At 72.9% G+C, this 21479-nt stretch carries 8 protein-coding genes; all 8 read right to left on the bottom strand.

Going from position 1 to position 21479, the window contains the following annotated elements:
- Positions 1–1280: condensation domain-containing protein (locus tag EBH09_RS39465; RefSeq protein ID WP_238697581.1), on the bottom strand; the 1280-nt coding region annotated here is incomplete at its 3' end.
- 5 nt (positions 1281–1285) lie between these two features.
- The gene (locus EBH09_RS32190) at positions 1286–9031 is read right to left on the bottom strand and encodes a non-ribosomal peptide synthetase (RefSeq protein ID WP_121750370.1); all 7746 of its coding nucleotides are present in this window, start codon (positions 9029–9031) and stop codon (positions 1286–1288) included.
- The gene (locus EBH09_RS32185) at positions 9028–16800 is read right to left on the bottom strand and encodes a non-ribosomal peptide synthetase (RefSeq protein ID WP_121750369.1); all 7773 of its coding nucleotides are present in this window, start codon (positions 16798–16800) and stop codon (positions 9028–9030) included. The genes EBH09_RS32190 and EBH09_RS32185 overlap by 4 nt, the downstream gene beginning before the upstream one ends.
- Before the next feature lie 44 nt (positions 16801–16844).
- Complete coding sequence (locus tag EBH09_RS32180; protein WP_121750368.1) at positions 16845–18032, bottom strand: NAD(P)/FAD-dependent oxidoreductase; 1188 nt, start codon at positions 18030–18032, stop codon at positions 16845–16847.
- A gap of 61 nt (positions 18033–18093) precedes the next feature.
- Positions 18094–18336 carry an acyl carrier protein gene (locus tag EBH09_RS32175; RefSeq protein ID WP_121712959.1) on the bottom strand — a complete coding sequence of 81 codons (243 nt, stop codon included), beginning with the start codon at positions 18334–18336 and terminating at the stop codon, positions 18094–18096.
- A 34-nt stretch (positions 18337–18370) separates the two neighbouring features.
- Positions 18371–19957: an amino acid adenylation domain-containing protein gene (locus EBH09_RS32170; RefSeq protein WP_121750367.1), complete on the bottom strand. Its 1587-nt coding sequence runs from the start codon at positions 19955–19957 to the stop codon at positions 18371–18373.
- Positions 19958–20035: 78 nt separating this feature from the next.
- Positions 20036–20779, bottom strand: coding sequence for an LmbU family transcriptional regulator (locus tag EBH09_RS32165; protein ID WP_274595155.1), 744 nt, complete (start codon positions 20777–20779; stop codon positions 20036–20038).
- A gap of 51 nt (positions 20780–20830) precedes the next feature.
- The gene (locus EBH09_RS32160; RefSeq protein WP_121750366.1) at positions 20831–21046 is read right to left on the bottom strand and encodes an MbtH family protein; all 216 of its coding nucleotides are present in this window, start codon (positions 21044–21046) and stop codon (positions 20831–20833) included.
- Between the last annotated feature and the right edge of the window lie 433 nt (positions 21047–21479).

Raw genomic sequence — 21479 nt, 5'->3', positions numbered from 1 at the left:
GCGGCCACCTGTTCCAGCACGCGCACGAACCGCGCGACGACGGCTTCCGCCGTGTCCCGGTCGAACAGCTGGGTGGCGTACTGGAGGTCGCCCCGCAGGGCACCCGTCTCGTCCATCGCGATGCTGAAGAACAGGTCGGACAGGGCGGTCTGGGTGAGGTGCTGCTCGAACTCCACCTTGAGTCCCGGCAGTTCGAAGTCCTGACGGGCGAAGTTCTGCCAGGCGAACATCACCTGGAACAGCGGCTGGTAGGCCAGGGAGCGTTCGGGGTTGATCTGCTCGACCAGGGTCTCGAACGGCACGTCCTGGTGCTCGTAGGCGGTCAGCGCCTTGTCCCGGACCTGCGCGAGGAGATCGGCGAAGGTGGGATCGCCGGAGAGGTCCACGCGCAGGACCTGGGTGTTGACGAAGAACCCGACGAGATCGGCCAGCGCCTCGTCGGTCCGCCCGGCGATCGGGCCGCCGATCGTCACGTCGTCCCCGCCGCCGAGCTTGCCGAGCAGCACTCCCACCGCGGCCTGCAGCACCATCGCCATGGTCATACCGCGCTCGTCGGCCAGCTTCTGCAGGCCGGCCGCCACCGCGGCCTCCACCACGACGTCGACCGCCTCGCCCTGGGAGCTGCGCTCGGCGGGCCGGGGCCGGTCCAGGGGGAGGTTCAGGGGCTGGGGTACGCCGGCCAGTTCCGCGCGCCAGTAGTCGATCTGCGCGGCTGCCAGGCTGCCGGGGTCGTTCACGTCGCCGAGCAGTTCGCGCTGCCAGAGCGCGTAGTCCTTGTACTGCACGGGCAGCGGCGCCCACCGCGGTGCCCGGCCCTCGCGCCGAGCGGTGTAGGCGGCCGTCAGGTCACGCGCCAGCGGCCCTCCGGAGACCCCGTCGGAGGCGATGTGGTGAATGACCAGCACCAGAACGTGCTCCTCGGGCGAGCAGCGGAACAGGTGCGCCCGGAAGGGGATCTCGGCGGCCAGGTCGAAGCGGTGGGCGATGACCTCGTCGATCGCGCCGGGCAGTTCCTCGGGGGTGACGTCGGCCACCGGCAGCGGCACCGGCGCGTCCGCGGCCGCCAGGATCCTCTGGTGGGGCTCGTCGTCCTCGTCGGTCACGTACGTGGTGCGCAGGGTCTCGTGGCGGCCGACCACGTCACGGATGGCCGCCGCGAGGGCGTCCCGGTCGAGCGGCCCGGTCAGCCGGAACGCCGGGGAGATGTTGTAGGTCTCCGCCCCTCCCTCGATCTGGTGCGTCAGCCACATGCGGCGTTGTGCGAACGACAGCGGAATCACGGGTGTCACTCCTCGACGGTCATCTGGCGGAGATTGGGGCGAAGGGGTACGGCCGACTCCTCGGACCAGGCGGCGAGCGCGGACACGGTCGGCAGGTCGAAGATCTTGCGGATGGGTATCTCGGTCCCCAACTCGGCGCGCGCCCGGCTGATCAGCCGGGTGGCGAGCAGGGAGTGCCCGCCGAGCGTGAAGAAGTTGTCGTCGACACCGACCCGGCCGACGCCCAGCACTTCGGCGAACAACCCGGCCAGCGCCGCCTCCCGGGCGCTGCGCGGCGCCCGGAAGGGGGTGGTGGGGGTGAGGTCGGGGACGGGCAGGGCCTTGGTGTCGAGCTTGCCGTTCGGCGACAGGGGCAGCCGTTCGACCGGCACGTACGCGGCGGGCACCATGTAGTCCGGCAGTCGCTCCGCGAGGTGGCGTTGCAGTCCGGCCGGGTCCGGGGCGGTTCCGCCCGGGGCGGGGACGACGTAGGCGGCCAGGTACCGGGTGCCGCCGGCCTGCCGGGGCACGACGGCGGCCTGGGCGACGCCGGAATGGGCCGTCAGGGCGGCTTCCACCTCCCCCGGCTCGATGCGGTAGCCGCGGATCTTGACCTGGGTGTCGATGCGCCCGAGGTGGTCCAGTTCCCCGTCCGTGGTCAGGCGGGCGAGGTCGCCGGTGCGGTACATGCGGGAGCCGGGCGGCCCGAAGGGGTCGGCGACGAAGCGGTCGGCGGTCATGCCGGGCTGGCGGTGGTAGCCGCGTCCCGCTCCGGCCAGGTACAGCTCGCCCGGGGTGCCCGGGGGCAGCAGAGCGAGGGCGGGGCTCAGCACGTAGGCCCGGACACCGGGGAAGGGACGGCCGACGGGAACCCCGCCCGGGTAGGGCTCGTCGGGGTCCAGGAGGTGACTGGTGGCGTAGAAGGTCTCGCTGGGCCCGTAGCTGTTGATGACGCGCGCTTGGGGCCACAGGGAGCGGACTCGGGCCGCCAGGGCCGGTGTCAGCACCTCACCGGAGATGTTCAGGGCCGTGGGGCTGATACGGCCGGGCAACTGGTCGACGAGTTCGGCGAAGGCGGACGGCACCGAGCAGACGACGTCGACGTCCCAGTGGTCGCGTTCGGCCAGTTCCAGCACGTCGCGGACGATCTCGGCGCTGCCGCCCGTGGTGAGCGCGGCGAACGTCTCGAAGGTGGCGACGTCGAAACCGAACGAGGCGGCGACCAGGATCCGGGCCCCGTGTTCGGCTCCGGCCTGCGCGACCATGGTGTCCACGGCGTTGACGACCGTCATGTGGGTGACGGCGACGCCCTTGGGCACGCCGGTGGAGCCGGACGTGTAGACGACGTAGGCGAGGTGGTCGGGGCCGGCCACGGACCGCGGGGCGGCCGCGGTGCCCGGCGTCGCCGAGAGCACGAGGTCGTCGAGGAGGACGACGGGGGTGTCCGTGGCGGGGACGAGCGCTCGGGTCTCCTCGTCCGCCAGGAGCAAGTCCGGCCGGGCGCCGGGCAGCACGTGCCGCAGGCGGGCGGTGGCGTAGGCCGGGTCGACGGGCAGATAGGCACCACCCGCCTTGAGTACGCCCAGCAGGGCCACCACCGCGTCCATCGTGCGGGGCAGGACCACGCCCACCACGCTCTCCTGGCCGATCCCGCGCCCGGCCAGCCCGGCCGCGAGCCGCTCGGCGCGGGCGTCCAGCTCGGCGTAGGTCAGCGTGTCGCCGCCGGCGCGCACGGCGACCGCGTCCGGGGTCCGCGCCACCTGTGCCTCCACGCGCGCGGTGATCGTGTCGTGCGCGGGCGGGACGGCCTCGTCGGCGAAGAGGCCGAGGACGCGCTCGCGCTCGCCCGGTCCCAGGGTGTCGATCTGCGCGACCCTCAGCCCGGGGTCGGCGGCCAGCTGCCGCAGCACACGGGCGAGGCGGGCCGCATACGTCTCCACCGCCCCGCGGTCGAAGACGCCCGGTGCGTACTGGAAGGTGAGCTGCAGGTGCGGGTCGGCCGCCGCCAACAGGCACAGCGGGTAGTGGTTGCCCGCGGACGGGCGCAAGCCCGTGTAGGAGATGCCGCCCGCGGCGTCGGTGGCGGCGCTCAGGCCCTTCCGGTCGACGGGGTACGACTCGAAGACGAACAGAGTGTCGAAGAGCGACTGCAAACCGGTGGCCCGCTGGATCTCCGCGAGTCCGTGGAAGTGGTGCTCGGCCAGCCCGGCCTGCCGCTGCTGCAACCGGGTGAGGAGCGCGGCCACGGTCTCCCCGGGCCCGTACGTCACCCGCACGGGGACGGTGTTGATGAACATGCCGACCATCGACTCGACGTCCGGCACGGCGGGCGGGCGGCCGGAGACGGTGGTGCCGAACACCACGTCCGGGCGGCCGGTCAGCTGCCCGAGCAGCAGCCCCCAGGCGCCCTGGACCAGGGTGTTGAGGGTGAGGCCGAGCTCGGTGGCGCGGCGGGTCAGCGCGCGTGCCTCCTCGGGCGTGAGGGTGACGTCGACCTGGCCACGGCTGCCGTCGTCGGCGCCGGAGGCGTCGGCGGCGAGCAGGGTCGGCTCCTCGACGCCGTCGAGTTCGTCCGCCCAGGCCCGTGCCGCCGCCTCCCGGTCCTGCCGGGCGAGCCAGCCGAGGAAGTGGCCGGGGTCGCGGGGGGCGGGCAGCGCGGACGGGTCGCCGTCGGAGGCGTAGAGCAGCAGCAGGTCCCGCATGAGCAGGGGGGTGGACCAGCCGTCGTACAGCGCGTGGTGGGCGGTCAGGACGAGTTCGGGCCGGCCGGGTTCGAGGACGGCGAGGGCCAGCCGCAGCAGGGGCGGGGCGTCCGGGTCGAAGTACCGGGTGCGGTCCTCCTCCAGGAACCGCTCGAGCACCTCGGTGCGCTGCGCTTCTTCGGTTCCGGTCAGGTCGAGGTGCTGCCACGGCAGGGTCACCGCGGCCGGCACCACCTGTACGACGTCGCCGTCGGCGCGGTCGGCGAACGCCGCGCGCAAGCCGGGGTGGCGGTCCAGCAGCGCCTGTCCGGCCCGGCGCATCCGGTCGGGGTCGACCTCTCCGGACAGGTGGAACACCAGCTGGATGTGGTAAGGGTCGAACGAGGTGCCGGCCAGGGTCGCCTGGAAGAGGATCCCGGACTGCGCCGGGGTCGCCGGCCACACCGCGGCGAGCCGTCCGTAGCGTGCCTCCCAGGCGTCGATCTCGCTTTGGTCGACGGTGACCAGGGGCGCGTCGCTCGGGGTCAGTCCGCCGGCCCCGGGGCGTGTGGCGTGCCGGGCCAGGGCGGTCAGGGCCTCGACCCACAGCCCGGCGAGTTCGGTCACCTCGTCCCGGGTGAGCACGCCCGTGGGGAAGCCGAAGTAGGCGGTGAGTTCGTCACCGTCGGGGGCGGCGGTGGCGACCACGTTCATCTCCAGCGCCGACAGCACCGGCATGTCCGGGTCCGGTGCGGCGATCAGGTCCCGGTGCGTGGTGTCCGGCGCCCAGCCCAGGCCGCGCAGGTCCTCGGGGAGGTCCGCGCCGGAGGACCTCCCCAGGTAGTTGAAGCCGATCTGAGGTTCCCGCAGCCCGGCCAGTTCGTCGGCGGTGCGCGGGTTGAGGTGGCGCAGCAGGCCGTAGCCCAGGCCGTGGTCCGGCACACCGCGCAGTTGTTCCTTGACGGCCTTGACGGCCTGACCGGCGGCCGGGCCGGCGGCGAAGGCGTCCGCCAGGTCGATGCCGGCCAGGTCGAGGCGCACCGGGTACATCGCCGTGAACCAGCCGACGGTGCCGGACAGGTCCGCCCCGGGGGCCAGGTACTCCTCCCGGCCGTGTCCCTCCAGCCGGACCAGCGCCGCCGAGCCGCCGCCGCGCGTCTGCCTCCGGCGTGCGAGGGCCAGGGCCAGCCCGGCCAGCAGCCCGTCGTCGGGCCCGCCGCGGAACAGCTCGGGCACGGTGTCGAGCAGGGCCCGTGTGACGTGGGCCGGTACCTGGACGCGCACGGTGTCCACGGTGGCGGCGACATCGCGCGCGGGGTCCGGCTCCCGTGTTCCGAGGACCGGTTCGTCCGCGCTCAGGATCTCTTGCCACACGGGCAGTTCGGCGACCCGTGCGGGGGCGGCGGCCTCCTCGGCCAGGGCGTGTGTCCACCGGCGCAGGGAGGTACCCGCCGGGGCCGGTGGCAGGGCGCGGCCCTCGCGCACGGCCTGCCAGGCGGCCACCAGGTCGGGCAGCAGGATCCGCCACGAGACGCCGTCGACGACCAGGTGGTGCAGCACGATCAGCAGCCGGTCGCCCTCGGTGGCGGAGGTGAGGTGCACGAACTGCGCCATCACGCCCGCGTCCGGGTCCAGCCGGTCGGCGGCCGCGTCCAGTTCGGCCTGCATCCCGGCCGCGTGGTAAACCGCCTCCCGCACCAGCGCGTCGGCGTCGACGCTGCCGGCGGGCCCGATCAGCAGTGCGGGTCCCTCGCGGTCGAGCCGGGAGCGCAGGACGGCGTGGCGGTCGAGGACCGCCCGGACGGTCGCGACGAGTCCCGCTCGGTCGACGTCCGCGGGCAAGGTCACAAGTGCGGACATGCAGAAACGGCCGAGGGCGCCGCCGAGGGCCAGTACGTGTGCCGCGGTCGGCGGCAGGGGGGCGGGTCCGACCGAGCCGCCGGGCAGTTCGGCCAGGACCACGCGGTCCTCGTCGCCGCGCTCCTCGGCCAGTTCCGCGAGGCGGGCCACCGTGCGGTGCTCGAAGACTTCGCGGGTGCTGACGGTGACGCCGCGCGCCCGGGCCCGGGCGACGACCTGGATGGAGCGGATGCTGTCGCCGCCGGTGGTGAAGAAGTCGTCGTCCAGGCCCACGCGCGGGACGCCGAGCACGTCGGCGTACACCTCGGCCAGGACCTGTTCGGTGGCGTTGCGTGGCGCCCGGTACTCGCCGCCGCCGAACTCCGGCGCCGGCAGGGCGCCCCGGTCGACCTTCCCGTTGGCGGTCAGCGGGAGTTCGTCCAGGACCACGAGGTGGGCGGGGACCATGTAGTCCGGCAGCCGCCGGGCCGCGTACCGGCGCAGGTCGGCCACCGGGAAGGGGGAGCCGGTCCGCTGGTCGCCGTCCCCGGCTGCCGCCGAGGTCACGTAGCCGACGAGCCGTCTGGCGCCGGCGGAATCCTCGCGGGCCGTCACCACGGCGCGGGCGACCGCGGGGTGACGGGCGAGCACGGTCTCGATCTCGGTCGGCTCGACCCTTATGCCGTTCACCTTGACCTGGGTGTCGGCGCGTCCCGCGTAGTGCAGCAGGCCGTCACGGTCCCACCGGGCGAGGTCGCCGGTGCGGTACATCCGCGCCCCGGCGGGGCCGAAGGGGCAGGCGACGAACCGTTCCGCGGTGGCCGCGCCGGCGCGGTGGTACCCGCGGGCGAGCTGCCCCGCGACGTACAGCTCGCCGGTCACCCCGGGGGCGACGGGGGTGAGTTCGGGGCCCAGGACGTAGGCGCGCATGTGGAACAGGGGCCGGCCGACCGGTACCGCGCCGCTCGCCTCGGAGCGCGGCGGGACGGTGTGGGTGGAGGCGTAGAAGCTCTCCGTCTGCCCGTACGCGTTGACGACGCGGACCCCGGGCAGGGCGTCGCGTACGCGGTGCACCAGGTCGGCGGAGAGGGCCTCCCCGGCGAAGACGACGGTGTCCGCGTGCAGTGCGACGCCGTCGGCGGCGATTTGGTCGAGCAGCGCGGAGAAGACCGCCGGCACGGCGCTCACTGTGGTGCCGGACCAGCCGTCGCGCGTACCGAGTTCCAGCACGTCGTGGACGAGGTCGACGCATGCCCCGGTGGTGAGCGCGGTGAACGTCTCGAACACGGAGACGTCGAAGTTCACGGAGGTCGCGGCGAGCATCCGGGAGCCCTCCCGGACGCCGGTCACGCGGCGCAGGTCCGCGACGCCGCGCACGACGCAGGCGTGGGTGACGCCGACGCCCTTGGGCGTCCCGGTCGATCCGGACGTGAACATCACGTAGGCGAGGTGGTCGGGTGCGACGTGGACGTCCGGCGTCCCGGGTGCGGGGCCGTCGAGGTCCAGGTCGTCGAGGCACAGCACCGGTGGCCGGCAGCCCGCGACGGCCGGCTCGGTCACGCGGTCGGTCAATACCAGGGCGGGCCGGGCGGTGTCGAGCAGTTGGGCGACGCGCTCGGCGGGGTAGTCCGGGTCGACCGGCAGGTAGGCGCCGCCCGCCTTGAGCACACCGAGGAGGGCGACCACCAGGTCGGCCGTGCGCGGCAGTGCCACGGCCACCAGCACGTCCGGACCGACCCCGTCGTCACGCAGGACCGCGGCCAGCCGGGCGGCGCGGGTCTCCAGCTCCCGGTAGGTCAGCGCGGTACGGCCGGACACCACCGCGGTCGCGTCCGGGGTCCGTGCGGCCTGGGCGGCGACCAGTTGCGGCAGCGTCGCCAGGTCCTCGGGCCGCACCGGCTCGCCCGGACGGATCAGTCGGTCCCGCTCGGCGCCGGTGAGCACGTCCGTCGCACCGAGCCGTGTCCCGGGATCGTCGACCACCTGCCGCAGCACCCGTGCGTACCGCTCGACGAGACTCTCGGCCGTGGTGTGGTCGAACAGGTGCGTCGCGTACTCCAGGCGTCCGCGGGCGCCCCCGGAGGGGTCCGGGACGATGTTGAAGAACAGGTCGAACTTGGCGGTGCCGGTCCCGACCGGGACGGGAGTGACCCCGAGGCCCGGCAGTTCGACGTCCGACCAGGCGAACTGCCAGGCCAGCATCACCTGGAACAGGGGCTGGTAGGCGGTGGTGCGGTCCGGGTCGAGCAGTTCCACCAAGTGCTCGAAGGGGACGTCCTGGTGGTCGTAGGCGGCGAGGGCCCGGTCTCGTACCTGGTCCAGCAGGTCGGTGAAGGCGGGGTTGCCCGACAGGTCGGCGCGCAGTACCCAGGTGTTGGCGAAGAACCCGACGAGGTCCTCCAGCTGCTCGTCGGGGCGGCCCTCGATCGGGCTGCCGATGGTCAGGTCGTGTCCGGCGCCGAGGTGGTGCAGGAGTACGGCGAGAGCGGCCTGGGCGACCATCGGGGCCGTGGCTCCGCGGTCGGCGGCCACCTTCCTGATCCCGGCGAGCAGGTCCGCGTCGAGCGCGATGTCGACGTGGCCGCCGCGGTGGTCGGCCGCCGTGGGCCGGGGCCGGTCCAGCGGCAGCTGCACCGGCTGGGGCACGCCGTCCAGCTCCTCGTGCCAGTAGGCGAGTTGCTCGGCCACGACGCTGTCCGGGTCGTCCGCGTCGCCCAGCATCTGCCGCTGCCACAGCGTGTAGTCCTTGTACTGCACCGCGAGCGGAGCCCAGTCGGGCGCGGCACCCCGGCGGCGCGCGGTGAACGCGGTGACCAGGTCCCGCAGGAAGGGCGCCATGGACGCCCCGTCCGCGGCGATGTGGTGGAAGACGAAGACCAGCACGTGCTCCTCGGGGGAGACGCGCAGGACGGTGACGCGCAGGGGCAGTTCGGCGTCCAGGCGGAAGCCCGCGCTCACCGCCTCGTGCAGGGCGTCGTCCACCGCGTCCGAGGCGACGTCGGTGACCCGGAACGGGAAGACGGCCTCCTCGGGGGGCAGGATCCGCTGTTCGGGCGTGCCGTCGGCGTGCTCGACGATCAGGGTGCGCAGGGTCTCGTGGCGGGTGACGACGTCCGTCACCGCGGCGCCCAGCGCCGCGGTGTCCAGCGTGCCCTCCAGACGCAGCACGAACGGAACGTTGTAGGTCGCGGAGGGGCCTTCCAGGCGGTGCAGGAACCAGAGACGGCGCTGAGCGAAGGACAACGGGATCATCGACGGTTCTCCTCTACGGTCATCTGGCGCAGTCGGGGACGGCTCGACCGGGTCAGCTTCCGGATCCGGCCCGCCAGTTGGGCGACGGTCGGATTGCGGAACACCGTGGTGACCTTCACGTCGACGTCGAACTCGGAACGGATGCGGCCGACCAGCCGGGTGGCCAGCAGTGAGTGCCCGCCCTGGTCGAAGAAGTCGGCGTCGACGCCGACCTCGTCCACACCGAGCAGGTCGGCGAAGAGCCGGCAGAGGACCTCCTCGTCGGGGGTGCGCGGTCCTCGTCCCACCGGGGCCTCGGTGTGGCCGGGCGCGGGCAGGGCACCGCGGTCGAGCTTCCCGCTCGGTGTCGCGGGGAACGCGGCGAGCGGGACGATCGCGGAGGGGACCATGTACTCCGGCAGGCGCTCGCGCACCGATTCCGTGAGGGTCGCGGTGTCGAGGGCGGACGGGTCGCTCCCGCCGGCCGGTACGACGTACCCGACCAGCCGCTGGTCGCCGGCGCGGTCCTCACGGACCACGACGACCGCGCTGTCGATGCCGGGGTGCGCGGTCAGCGTCGCCTCCACCTCGCCCAGTTCGATGCGGAAGCCGCGGACCTTGACCTGGAAGTCGCTGCGGCCGAGGTACTCGACCTGGCCGTCCTCGTTCCACCGGGCGACATCACCGGTGCGGTACATCCGCGTGCCCGGTGCGCCCCAGGGGCAGGCCACGAACCGTTGCGCGGTCAGCGGAGTCTGTCCCAGGTAGCCGCGGGCCAGTCCGGCCCCGGCGAGGTAGAAGTCGCCGGCGACGCCGGGCGGGACGGGGCGCAGCATCGCGTCCAGGACGTAGACCTGGGTGTTCCAGATGGGCGCGCCGATCGGCACCCGGTCGGAGCCCGGGACGTGCTGCCATCCGGTGACCTCCACCGACGCCTCGGTGGGTCCGTAGAGGTTGTGGGCGGAGCAGCCGGGCAGCAGTTCGGTGAAGCGGTTGGCGAGTTCGGCCGGGAAGGCCTCTCCGGCGACCTCGATCCAGCGCAGGCTGGTGCACTGCTTGGCCAGCGGTTCGGCGACGAAGGCGGACAGCAGGGACGGCACGAAGTCGGCGCCGGTCACCCGCTCGCGCTGGATCAGCTCGGCCAGGTAGGCGGGGTCCCGGCGCCCGTCGGGGCGCGAGACCACCACCGCCGCGCCGACCTGCAGCGGCGCGAAGAGTTCCGGCACCGACACGTCGAAACTCGCCGACGTGCTCAGCAGCACCCGGTCCTCGACGCCGACGTCGAAGTGGTCGAGACCCCACCGGATCCGGTTCATGATCGACCGATGCGCCACCGGCACCCCCTTGGGACCACCGGTCGAACCCGACGTGTAGATCACGTACGCCGCATGATCCGGCACCAACTCCCGCACCGGATCCCACTCCGGATACCCCGACACATCCGGCAGCCCCTCCTCCAGCACCAGCAACGGCCGCGCACTGTCCAGCACATGCCGCACCCGGTCCTCGGGCAGATCCGTGTCCAAGGGCACGTACGCCGCCCCCGACTTCACCACCGCATACACCGCCACCAGCAGATCCACCGACCGCGGCACCCGCACCGCCACCAGCCGCTCCGGCCCCGCACCCCGCTCCACCAGCCAGTGCGCCAACCGGTTCGCCCGCCGGTTCAGCTCCCCGTAACTCAGCGACTCCCCCTCCGCGATCACCGCCACCCGATCCGGATCACGCACCACCTGCGCCTCGAACGCCCCCGGCAAGGTGCCCGGCTCCACGGCGACCGCCGTGTCGTTCACCCCCCGCACCAACCACTCCCGCTCCTCCACCGACAACACCTCCACCACGCGCACCGGCAGCAGCGGATCGTCGTGCAGCTGGTCGAGGATCCGGACCAGCCGGGCGGCGATGGCCTCGGCGTCCGCGCGGTCGTAGAGGTTGTTCTGGTAGTCGAGGGAGAGCCGCAGGTAGGGGTCGGAGGCGTTGAGGGTGAGGGGGTAGTGGGAGCCGGCGAAGGGGCGGATGGCGTCGATGGTGAAGCCGGCCGCGAGGTTGGCGTCGACGATGCCCTCGCGGTCGACGGGGTAGTTCTCGAAGACGACGATCGTGTCGAACAGGGCGGGCAGCCCGGCGCCGCGCTGGATGTCGGCGAGGCCGAGGTGGTGGTGGTCGAGCAGCGCGGTCTGCCGGTCCTGGAGGTCGGTGACGAGGTCGCCCACGCTGCGGTCCGGCCGGATCGTCACCCGGGTCGGCAGGGTGTTGATGAACAGGCCGACCATCCCGTCCGAGCCCGGTACGTCCGCCGGACGGCCGTTGACGGCGGCTCCGAACACCACGTCCTGCTGCCCGGTGAGCGTGGACAGCAGGATTCCCCAGGCTCCCTGGAGGAGGGTGTTGAGGGTGACGCCGAGCTCCGAGGCGCGCCGGGCGAGTCCGCGGCCCTTGTCGATGGACAGGGGCACCTCGATGCGGCCGAGGGCGGACACGTCCTGCTGGAGCGGGGCGTTGGGGGCGACGAGGGTCGGCTGGTCGAATCCGTCGAGCGCCGCGGCCCATCCGGCGGCCGCCGCCTCCCGGTCCCGGGTGGACAGCCACGTCAGGTAGTCGCCGTAGCTGCGGACCGGGGCGAGCTCCTCGCTGCCGGCGTAGAGCCGGACCAGGTCCGTGATCACCACCGGGGAGGACCAGCCGTCGAACAGGGTGTGGTGGGCGGTGATGATCAGCTTGGCCTGCGCCGGCCCGTAGGTGAGCAGGGCGAGGCGGAACAGCGGGGGGCGGGCGGGGTCGAGGCGGTCGGCCCGGTCCTCGGCGAGGGTCCTCTCGAGCGCCGCGTCCGTCTCGGCCGCGTCCCGACCGGACAGGTCGATGTGCCGCCAGGGCAGCCGGACGTGTTCCGGTACGACCTGCACGGGGTCGCCCCCGGCCGCGGTGACAAACGCCGACCGCAGGTTCGGGTAGCGGTCGAGCAGGGCCTGTCCGGCCGCGCGCATGCGCTCGGAGTCCACCGGGCCGGACAAGTGCAGCACGAACTGCATGTGGTAGACGTCGAAGGAGCCGTCCGCGAGCGCGGCCTGGAACTGGATGCCGGACTGTCCCGGGGCCTGTGGCCACACCTCGGTGAGCCGGCCGTAGTGCTGTTCCCAGGTCTCGATCTCGTCCTGTCCCACCGCGACCAGCGGTGCGTCGGCGGGGGTGAGACCGCCGGCCTCTGGGCGGGTGGCGTGCCGGGCCATGCCGTGCAGCGCCTCCACCCACAACCGGGCCAGCTCCGCGGCCCGCTCACGGGACAGGACGCCCGTGGCGAACATGAAGGCGGTCTGCAGCCGCTGGCCGTCGGCACCGTCCGTGGCGACCGAGTTGACCTCCAGCACGGACAGCGCGGGCAGGTCCGGGTCGGGTGCCGGGACCAGCTCGGTGGACCAGGGCGACGGACCCCAGCCGTCCGCGCGCAGTTCCTCGGGCACGTCGGCGCCGGAGATCCGGCCGAGGTAGTTGAACCCGATCTGCGGTGCCGGGTATCCGGAGAGCTGCCCGGCCGTGTCGGCGTTGAGGTGGCGCAGCAGCCCGTATCCCATGCCCTTGTCGGGGACGGCGCGCAACTGCTCCTTCACCCGCTTGATCGCGGCCCCGGCCGCAGGGCCGCCCGCCAGCACCTCGGCCCACCGCACTCCCCTTACGTCGATCCGGGCCGGGTGCATGCTGGTGAACCACCCGACGGTCCGCGAGAGGTCGGCTCCCGGGACGAGTTCCGTCTCGCGGCCGTGTCCCTCCAGGCGGACCGGCGTGGGGCGGTCCGCGCCACGCCAGCGGTCCACCGCCAACGCCAGGGCGGCGAGCAGCACGTCGGTGGCGGTGCCCCGGTACGCCGCGGGCAGGGTGGTCAGGACCGACTCGGTGACGTCGGCGGGCAGCTCCACCCGCACGTTGTCGACGGTGGCCATCACGTCCACCGCCGGGTCGAAGGGCCGGGTGCCGATCGGCGGGTCTGGCGTCTCCAGCAGGTCCAGCCAGTAAGGGAGTTCCTCCTCCCGCTGCTCGGAGTGCGCCTCCTCCTGAAGCGCCGCCGCCCAGCGTCGGGCGGACGTGCCGACCTCGGGCAGGCCGGGGGTCCGGTCGGCCCGGATCCGTTGCCACGCCTCGGCGAGGTCCGCCATGATGATGCGCCAGGAGACTCCGTCCACCACCAGGTGGTGCACGACCAACAGCAGTCTCCCCGCTCCCGACGGTGCGGCGAACCAGACGGCGTCCACCAGGATCCCGGCCTCCGGGTCGAGGCGCCCGGCCGCCGCGTCCAGCTCCGCCCTGGCCGCCCGCAGCGCGGCCGGCTCGTCCCAGTGGCCGTCGCAGGGCACCCGGTGGATCAGGTCCGCCGCCCGTACGGTGCCCCTGGGGCGTGCCAGGAGGGCGGGTTCGGGGCCGCGCACCAGCCGCGCGCGCAACAGATCGTGCCGGTCGAGCACGGCGTCGAGCGTCGCGGCGAGTTTCTGCTCGTCGATGCCGGCGGGCAGTTCGAGCGTCATCGCCATGGCGAACCGGTCGATGCCGCCGCCGTGTTCGAAGACGTGCCGGGCCACCGGTGGCAGGGGCATCGGCCCGACGCCGCCGTCCTCGTCCTCGGCGAGGGCGGGGGTGCGGTCCCGGCGGGCGGACGCCACCTCGGCGAGGCGGGCCGCCGTGCGGCACTCGAAGATCTCTCGCGTGGTGAGGTCCAGGCCGCGGGCCCGGGCCCGCGCCACCACCTGGATGGACCGCAGGCTGTCCCCGCCCACCGCGAAGAAGTCGTCGTCGGCGCCGACGCGTTCCACCCCGAGCACGTCGGCGTACGCGGCGGTGATGACGGCCTCGGCCTCGGTGCGCGGCTCCCGGTAGGTCTCCCCGGTGAACTCGGGTTCGGGCAGCGCGGAGCGGTCGAGCTTGCCGGTCGGGCCGAGCGGCATCCGGCCGAGCGCCACGAACGCCGACGGCACCATGTAGTCGGGCAGCCGTGCCGCGACGAACCGGCGCAGCTCGGCGGGTGAGGCTCCGGCCATCACGTCCACGTCGCCGATGCCGCCGGCGCCGTCGTCGCCGACGGCTCCCTCGCCGGTGTGCACCACGTACGCGACGAGCCGCCGACCGCCCGACGGCGCGTCCCTGCCGATCACCACGGCTTGGCTGATTCCCGGGTGCTGCAGGCACGCGGCCTCGACCTCGGCGGTCTCGATGCGGAAGCCGCGCACCTTCACCTGGCCGTCGGCCCGGCCCAGGCACTCCAGCTCGCCGCGCGCGCTCCAGCGGGCGAGGTCGCCCGTGCGGTACATCCGCTCGCCCGGCGGGCCGAACGGGCTGGCCACGTACCGTTCGGCCGTGATGCCCGGGCGGCCGTGGTAGCCGCGGCCGAGGCAGGTCCCCACCACGTACAGCTCCCCGGTCACCCCCCGAGGCACCGGGGCGAGCCCGGGGCCGAGGACGTAGGCGCGCATGTTGTCCAGGGGCGTGCCGATGGGGGCGACGTCGCCCTGCGGCACCTGCTGGGCCGCGGTGAGGGAGAACGTCGTGGCGTAGAAGCTCTCGCTCTGGCCGTAGGAGTTCACCACCTGTACGCCGGGGAGGGCCTCGCGCACCTGGCCGACGAGGGCGGCGGGGAGGACGTCGCCCGCGAAGACGACGGTGCGCACGCCGCTCATCCGGTCCAGATGGCCGACCAGTTCCGCGAGGACCGATGGCACCGCGCTGATCACCTGGCCGTCCCAGCCGCCGCGCTCGACGAGGGCCAGCACGTCCGGCACGATCTCGGCCGTGCCGCCGGTGGTCAGGGTGGAGAGCAGCTCGAAGACCGAGACGTCGAAGTTGACCGAGGTGCCGGCCAGCATCCGGAAGCCGGCCGGCGCGTCGAGCACGCGGGCCAGCGCCCGCACGCCGTTGACGACGTTGCGGTGGGTGATGGCCGCGCCCTTCGGCGTGCCCGTGGAGCCGGAGGTGTACATCACGTACGCCAGGTTGTCCGGGTGCGGCGTGCCGGTCCGGCCGGGTGCCGGTCCAAACGCGTCCCACTCCGCGCGGCGGTCGAGGTCGACGACCGCCATGGCGTGGGGCGGCAGGGCTGCGGCCGTCGCGGTGTCCGTGACGACGAACCGGGGGCGGGCTTCGGCCAGTACGGTCGCGGCCCGCCCGCCGAGGTGCCGGGGGTCCATCGGCAGGTAGCCGGCGCCGGACTTGAGGATGCCGAGCAGTCCGGCGACCAGGTTCTCGGTGCGCGGCAGGGCCAGGACCACCAGGTCCTCGGGTCCGGCGCCGCGTCGGGCGAGTTCCCGGGCGATGCCGTCGGCCCGGTCGTCGAGCTCGCGGTAGGTCAGCGTCCGGTCGTCGCACACGACGGCCGGGGCGTCCGGTGTACGGGCCACCTGGCGTTCGAACAGGCCCGGGACGGTCACCTCCGGCACTGCGGTCGCCGTGTCGTTGAGCCGGATCAGCAGCAGGTCCCGTTCGGCCGGGTCGAGCACGTCGAGCCCGCCGATGCGCTGCCCCGGGTCGGCCACGAGACGCTGGACGACGCGCACGAAGCGGTGCGCGAGGGACTCGGCCGTACCGGGGTCGAACAGGTCGGTGGCGTACTCCAGGCGGCATCGCGCTCCGCCCGTGCCGTCCGGGAGCATGTCGAAGAACAGGTCGAACTTGGCCGTCGCCGTCTCCAGCCGCTCGGCCCGCACGCCGAGGCCGGGCAGTTCCAGGTCCGGCACGGGCGGCTGCCAGGAGAGCATGACCTGGAAGAACGGGTTGTAGGCGGCGGAGCGTTCGGGGTTGAGCAGTTCCACGAGCCGCTCGAACGGCATGTCCTGGTTGTCGTAGGCGGCGAGGGAGGTGTCCCGTACCCGCTCCAGCAGGTCCCTGAAGTTCGGGTCGCCCGACAGGTCGACGCGCAGCACCCAGGTGTTGACGAAGAAGCCGACGAGGTCGCGCAGCTCCTCGTCGGTGCGGCCGGCGATCGGTGCGCCGATCGGGATGTCGTCGCCGCAGCCGAGGTGGTGCAGGAGGACCGCGAGTGCCGCGTGCATGACCATCGACACGGTGGTGCCCTGTTCCGTGGCCAGTCGCTCCACGGACCGGAGCAGTTCCGGCTCCACGGTGAACCGGATCACGTCGCCGTGCGGACCGACGGCCTTGGGGCGGGGGCGATCGGTGGGCAGGGCCAGCGGCTGCCGCAGATCGGCCAGCGTCCGTCGCCAGTAATCCAGTTGGCGGGCGGCCAGGCTGGCAGGATCCGACTCGTCGCCGAGCACGTCCCGCTGCCACAGCGTGTAGTCCGCGTACTGCACGGCGAGCGGCTCCCACGCCGGGGCCCGGCCCTCGCGGCGGGCACCGTAGGCGAGGGCGAGGTCACGGAACAGCGGCCCGAACGACTCCCCGTCCACCGCGATGTGGTGGGCGACGATCACCAGGGTGTGCTCGTGCGGCCCGGACCGCAGCAGCCGGGCGCGCAGCGGGACGTCTGCGGCCAGGTCGAAGGGGGCGGTGGCCGCTTCGTGCACGGCCGCCGCCCGCTCCTCCTCCCGCGCGACGCCGACGACCGGCAGGGCGAGGGGCGCCGTGTCCGGCGGCAGCACCCGCTGATGCGGAACGCCGTCGTCGTCCTCGGCGATCACCGTGCGCAGGACCTCGTGCCGGTCGACGAGGTCGCGGAGCGCCGACTCCAGGGCGCCCACGTTCAGGTCACCGGTCAGCCGCAGGGCGAAGGCGCCGTTGTACGTCGACGACGGACCCTCGAACTGGTGCACGAACCACAGCCGACGCTGCGCGAACGACAACGGGATCATTGTTTCTCCAAAATCGGCGGGGCCGCCGCGCAGCGAGCCGTCACTCAGCTCTGGTCGAGCAGCGTCAGCAGGTCGGTGTTGTAGAAGTCGTCGATGGAGCAGGCGCCCGACAGGGTCGAGAAGTACCGGTCGATCAGGTCCTGATGACCGACCAGTTTCCGGAGCATCTCGGTGCGCCCCTCGGGCTTGAGCTCGGCCACGTTCAGGGCGGCCTGGTAGAAGCTGGCGTGGTCCTCGTCGAGGTCTTCCTCGTACCGCTCCAGCGCCGCCTCGAGCGCCCCGGGGTCGTGGAGCCGGTCCCCGATGTGCTCCGTGAGCGTCCGGGCCTGGAGGAACGCCTCGGTGATGCCGCGGGCGGTGATGGAGTCCTTGTGATTCACCGCGTCGCCGACCAGGGCCCAGCCGGGGCCGTAGGCCTTGCGGAAGAAGTTCTCCTGGTGCCCCGTGCCGTAGAGCTGCTCCATGCGCTCGCCCGCCCGCATCCGCTCGTACAGCTCGGGCGCCGTGGTCCGAAAGGCGTCGAGGTAGGCGGGTTCCACCGCCTTGCGCACGTCCGAGAACTCGTCCTGCGGGAAGTAGGCCATGAGCAGCGTGAGGTCGTCGTTGGTCGGGATGACGCCGATCCAGCGCCCGGGGCGCGCGTAGGACTCGAAGTGCGCGGGCACCCCGGCCCAGTAGCTGTAGTAGGTGCAGGTCTGGCGGGGGTGTTCGACGACGTTGCGCGCGCCGGCCTTGCGTGCCACCAGCGACCGCATCCCGTCCGCGCCCACGACGAGCAGGGCCCGCTCCGTTGCCGTGGACCCGGCGGGCGTGGTGTACCGTACGCCGACGACCCGGTCGTTCTCGAAGACCAGGTCGGTGACGGCGCAGGATTCCCGGAACTCCGCACCGGCCGCCACGGCGCCGCGTGCGAGGATCGGGTCGAGGACGTACCGCCGGGGCGCGTACGTGGTGCGCTGGCCGTCGACCGGCAGGGAGAAGCCGTCCAGGCGGACACCGGGCGCCTCGTAGCTCTGGTGGTCAATCGGGCGACAGCCCGCCGCGCGCAGTTCGTCGAGTAGTCCCCACTGGTTGAGCAGGGCCACACCCGGCTGGTGGATGTAGTGCGAGGACAGGGTGTCCTGCGGGAAGCGCGCTTTCTCCAGGAGCAGGACCCGATAGCCCCGACGTGCGAAGAGCATGGCCGTCGGCGCTCCCGCGCAACGGGCACCTATGACAATCACGTCGTACATGGCGCCTCTCTCTTGCCAGGCAGTCTGTTGTTCGGAGTGACGCGGAGTGACGGGGCACCGCTCAGGTCCGATGCGGAGGAGCCACCGGGTCGAGGGACCCGATGTATGCGGAGATCGAGGCGATCGTCGGGTTGAGGAAGAGCCGGTCCATGGGCACCTCGACGCCCAGCTCGTCGGCGAACGCGCCCTGGATCCTGGCCATGATCAGGGACTGGCCGCCCAGGGCGAAGAAGTTCTGGTCGTCCGCTATGTGGTCGCGCCGGAGTTCCCGGCACCAGATGGCGCGCACGTCGTCGCTGATCATTTGCGTTCTCCTCGTAGTCCTCGCGGTCCGCGAATCAGGCCGCCGTGCCGCTGCCGGCGGGGCCGTTGCGGTAAGCGTCGAGCAGCGCCGCGCGGTCGACCTTGCCGTGCGGACTCAGCGGGATGCGCGGAATGCCGATGAACCGGGCCGGGACCATGTTCCGCGGCAGTGACCGCAAGAGGCGCTCGCGCACCTCGTCCTCGGCGAGGACGTCCCCGTCCGGCACGACGAACGCGGTCAGCTCGGCCTCGCCCGACTCGGCGGGAGCGACCACGACCGCGGCCTCCCGCACCCCGGCCAGGCGGCCGAGCGCCCGCTCGACGTCCGCGGGGTCGATGCGCATGCCCCGGACCTTCACCTGCGCGTCGATCCTGCCCAGGACGACCAGGTCCCCGGCCTCCGTCACGTAGCCGCGGTCGCCCGTGCGGTACAGCCGGCGGGGCACACCGTCGACCTCGGCCGAAGTGAACCGCTCGGACTCGGGACCCGAGCCGTTGAGGTAGCCCGCGCCGACGCCGGTCCCGGCGATGCAGATCTCGCCTCTCTCTCCCGGAGCGACGCCGCGCAACTGCTCGTCGAGGAGGAGGATGTCCGTGTTGTGCACGGGCCGGCCCACCGGAGCCGCCTGCCCGTCGCCGGGCCGGTGCCCGGCGAGGTCGAAGGAGGTCGCGACGTCCGTGCACTCGGCGACACCGTACTGGTGCAGGAGGGTGCACGTGGTGCCCTCGCGCGCCGCCCAGTCCGCGATCCGTTCGCTCTTCAGCGGCTCGCCGCCGAACAGCAGGTAGTCCAGCCGGGCAAGCGCGTCACCGCCCCGCGCGGTCTCCCGGTCCACCAACAGGTACAGCGTGCTGGAGGCGCAGTGCACCACGCGGATGTCGTGCTCGGTCAGCATGCGGTAGGCCATCATCACGTCGACGTTCCGGCTCGCCATCAGGTGCTGGGTGGCGCCGCAGAAGAGCGGAGCCATCAGGCTGCGCTGGGAGAGGTCGAACCCGAAGGCGCTGACGACCAGGTGGTGCGAGCCGCGGTGCAGTCCGTACTCGTCCGTCAGCCAGTTCAGCAGGTTGAACCAGCCCTCGTGCCGGACGGCGGTGAGCTTCGGCGTCCCGGTCGAGCCGGAGGTGAAGACCGCGTAGCAGATGTCGTCCCCGGTGACACGGACGTCGGGGCCGGTAGCGGGGTGGCCGGCCGGAGGGCCGGGCAGCCGGCGGACGTCGATGACCTCGGCGCGGGACGACGCGACCAGCGGGGCCGTCGCCGGGGACGCCACGATCAGGGCGAGATCCGGGATCTGCCCGAGCAGCAACCGTAGCCTTGCCTCCGGGTAGGCCGGGTCGAGCGGCACGTAGGCCGCCCCGGCCTTCAACGTGCCGAGGACGGCGACGAGCATGTCGATCGAGTAGTCGAGGCAGATCCCGACCTTGGCGCCCCGCCCGTGTCCGCGGGACAGCAGGGCGTGGGCGAACCTGTTCGCCTCCGCGTTCAGCTCCGCGTACGTCATCCGGTGCCCGGCGCACAAGACGGCGACGGTGTCGGGGGTCGCCTCGGCGTGCGCCTCGAACCGCCGGTGGACGACGGGCTCCGGGGGCAGGTCGACCCGCTTGCCCTGAAGGATCATCAACTGACTCCGATGTGAGGGGTGTGGGGCCGGTCGGGTCGGCCCCACACCACCGGGGAAGGGGCCTTGACCGGCGCACTAGGCGGTACGCCGGTCGACGGCGTCGAGCATCCGGGTCACCCACTGCTCCAGGGGCAGACCGTGCGCGGCGGCCACTTGCGAGTAGTGGTCCAGTTGCCCGGCGGACAGTTCGATGGTGAGGGTGGCGACCTTCCCGCGCGGTTCGGCGGTGGCCCTTGGGGCGCTGGTCCGGGGCGCCGTGTCGCGCGTGCCGTCGCCGGCCGCCGCGGCAGCCCCGGCCGACGGGATGCCGCCCGGGACCGATCCGGCCGCTGCGCGACGCTCGGCGGGTCCGGCGCGCAGAGCCCTGCGCAGCTCGTTGCGCGACCACTTGAGCCGGTCGGCCTCGTGCAGCCAGTGGTCCTGCTCCGCCGGGGGCAGGCTGGTGACCTCCGCGTGGTGGGCGAAGCTGAGGCTGTCGCGCCTGCGGTGGTGCTCGAACCTGCGGGCCACCCACGCGTAGTTGCGCAGCGTCTGGTAGTCGAGGCCGGTCCGCTCGACGGCCTCCCGGTAGCGCCGCGCCCTGTAGGTGGTCTCCCCGTAGATCAACCAGTCGCCGAGCCACCACGCCGAGGAGTTCGTGAGCTCACGCAGGCCGCTCCCGATCCGCTCCCAGGACCGCTCAGGCAAGCCCTGCGGGAAGGTCATCCCCGACGTGCCCACCGTGGCCTGTCCTCCGACGAAGGACAGCACCGCGTCACGCGGCGCGCCTCCCCCGCCGGCTCCGGCCATGGTCGTCGTGTACCGGCTCACCGTCGTCACAGGATGCCCTCCCCACCGTCGTCTCCCCACCGCGGTCCGTACGGCCGGAGTTCAGCCCTCCGCCATCGCCTCACGCAGGCTTCTCGGGCGCAGGTCCGTCCAGTTCTGCTCGACGTACTCCAGGCACTCGGTCCGGGACGCCTCACCGAAGACCACCCGCCAGCCCGTGGGTGTGTCCACGAACACCGGCCACAGGGAGTGCTGGTCCTCGTCGTTGACCAGCACATGGAAGCGACCGTCTTCGTCATCGAAAGGGTTCGTGCTCATTCCACCGTCCTTGAACGTCGCGGGGACTCGGCAGGAATAAACGCCAGGCCGAGTTCGGGAAAGCGTCAGGGGCGGGTTCGCCGATGGGCGTCGTCCCGTCGACGGGACATCCCGGCATCCGCAGCGCCCCTGGAATGCCAACGCCAACTTAGGTCTCGGCCGCCGACCTCACAAGGCGGAAGAACACCGGCCTCGTGGTCGTCCGCCGCAATCTGTATCCGCCGGGGTTCTTGTGCCACCATGACCGATCAGCGGCCCGGGGCGGGCACACCCGTATTCGGCTGGGTCCATTCCCCGCAACGGATCGGGACCGTTTCGGAGAACGGTCGGCCGAAGGTTTCTCTTTTCACCATTCCGCACCGGACGACTACCGGGGTGGACACGCACCGACGTACGCCTCACCTGCGCGCGAGCACCGGTTTCTCCTATTCAC

This window comes from Streptomyces sp. E2N166 (genome assembly GCF_003671715.1).
Classification (GTDB): Bacteria; Actinomycetota; Actinomycetes; order Streptomycetales; family Streptomycetaceae; genus Streptomyces; species Streptomyces thinghirensis.
This window is presented reverse-complemented; position numbering and strand designations above follow the sequence as displayed.

Coding starts and splice junctions, on each gene's coding strand:
- EBH09_RS32190 (WP_121750370.1), bottom strand. CDS start 9,031: ATGATCCCGTTGTCCTTCGCTCAGCGCCGTCTCTGGTTCCTGCACCGC.
- EBH09_RS32185 (WP_121750369.1), bottom strand. CDS start 16,800: ATGATCCCGTTGTCGTTCGCGCAGCGTCGGCTGTGGTTCGTGCACCAG.
- EBH09_RS32180 (WP_121750368.1), bottom strand. CDS start 18,032: ATGTACGACGTGATTGTCATAGGTGCCCGTTGCGCGGGAGCGCCGACG.
- EBH09_RS32175 (WP_121712959.1), bottom strand. CDS start 18,336: ATGATCAGCGACGACGTGCGCGCCATCTGGTGCCGGGAACTCCGGCGC.
- EBH09_RS32170 (WP_121750367.1), bottom strand. CDS start 19,957: ATGATCCTTCAGGGCAAGCGGGTCGACCTGCCCCCGGAGCCCGTCGTC.
- EBH09_RS32160 (WP_121750366.1), bottom strand. CDS start 21,046: ATGAGCACGAACCCTTTCGATGACGAAGACGGTCGCTTCCATGTGCTG.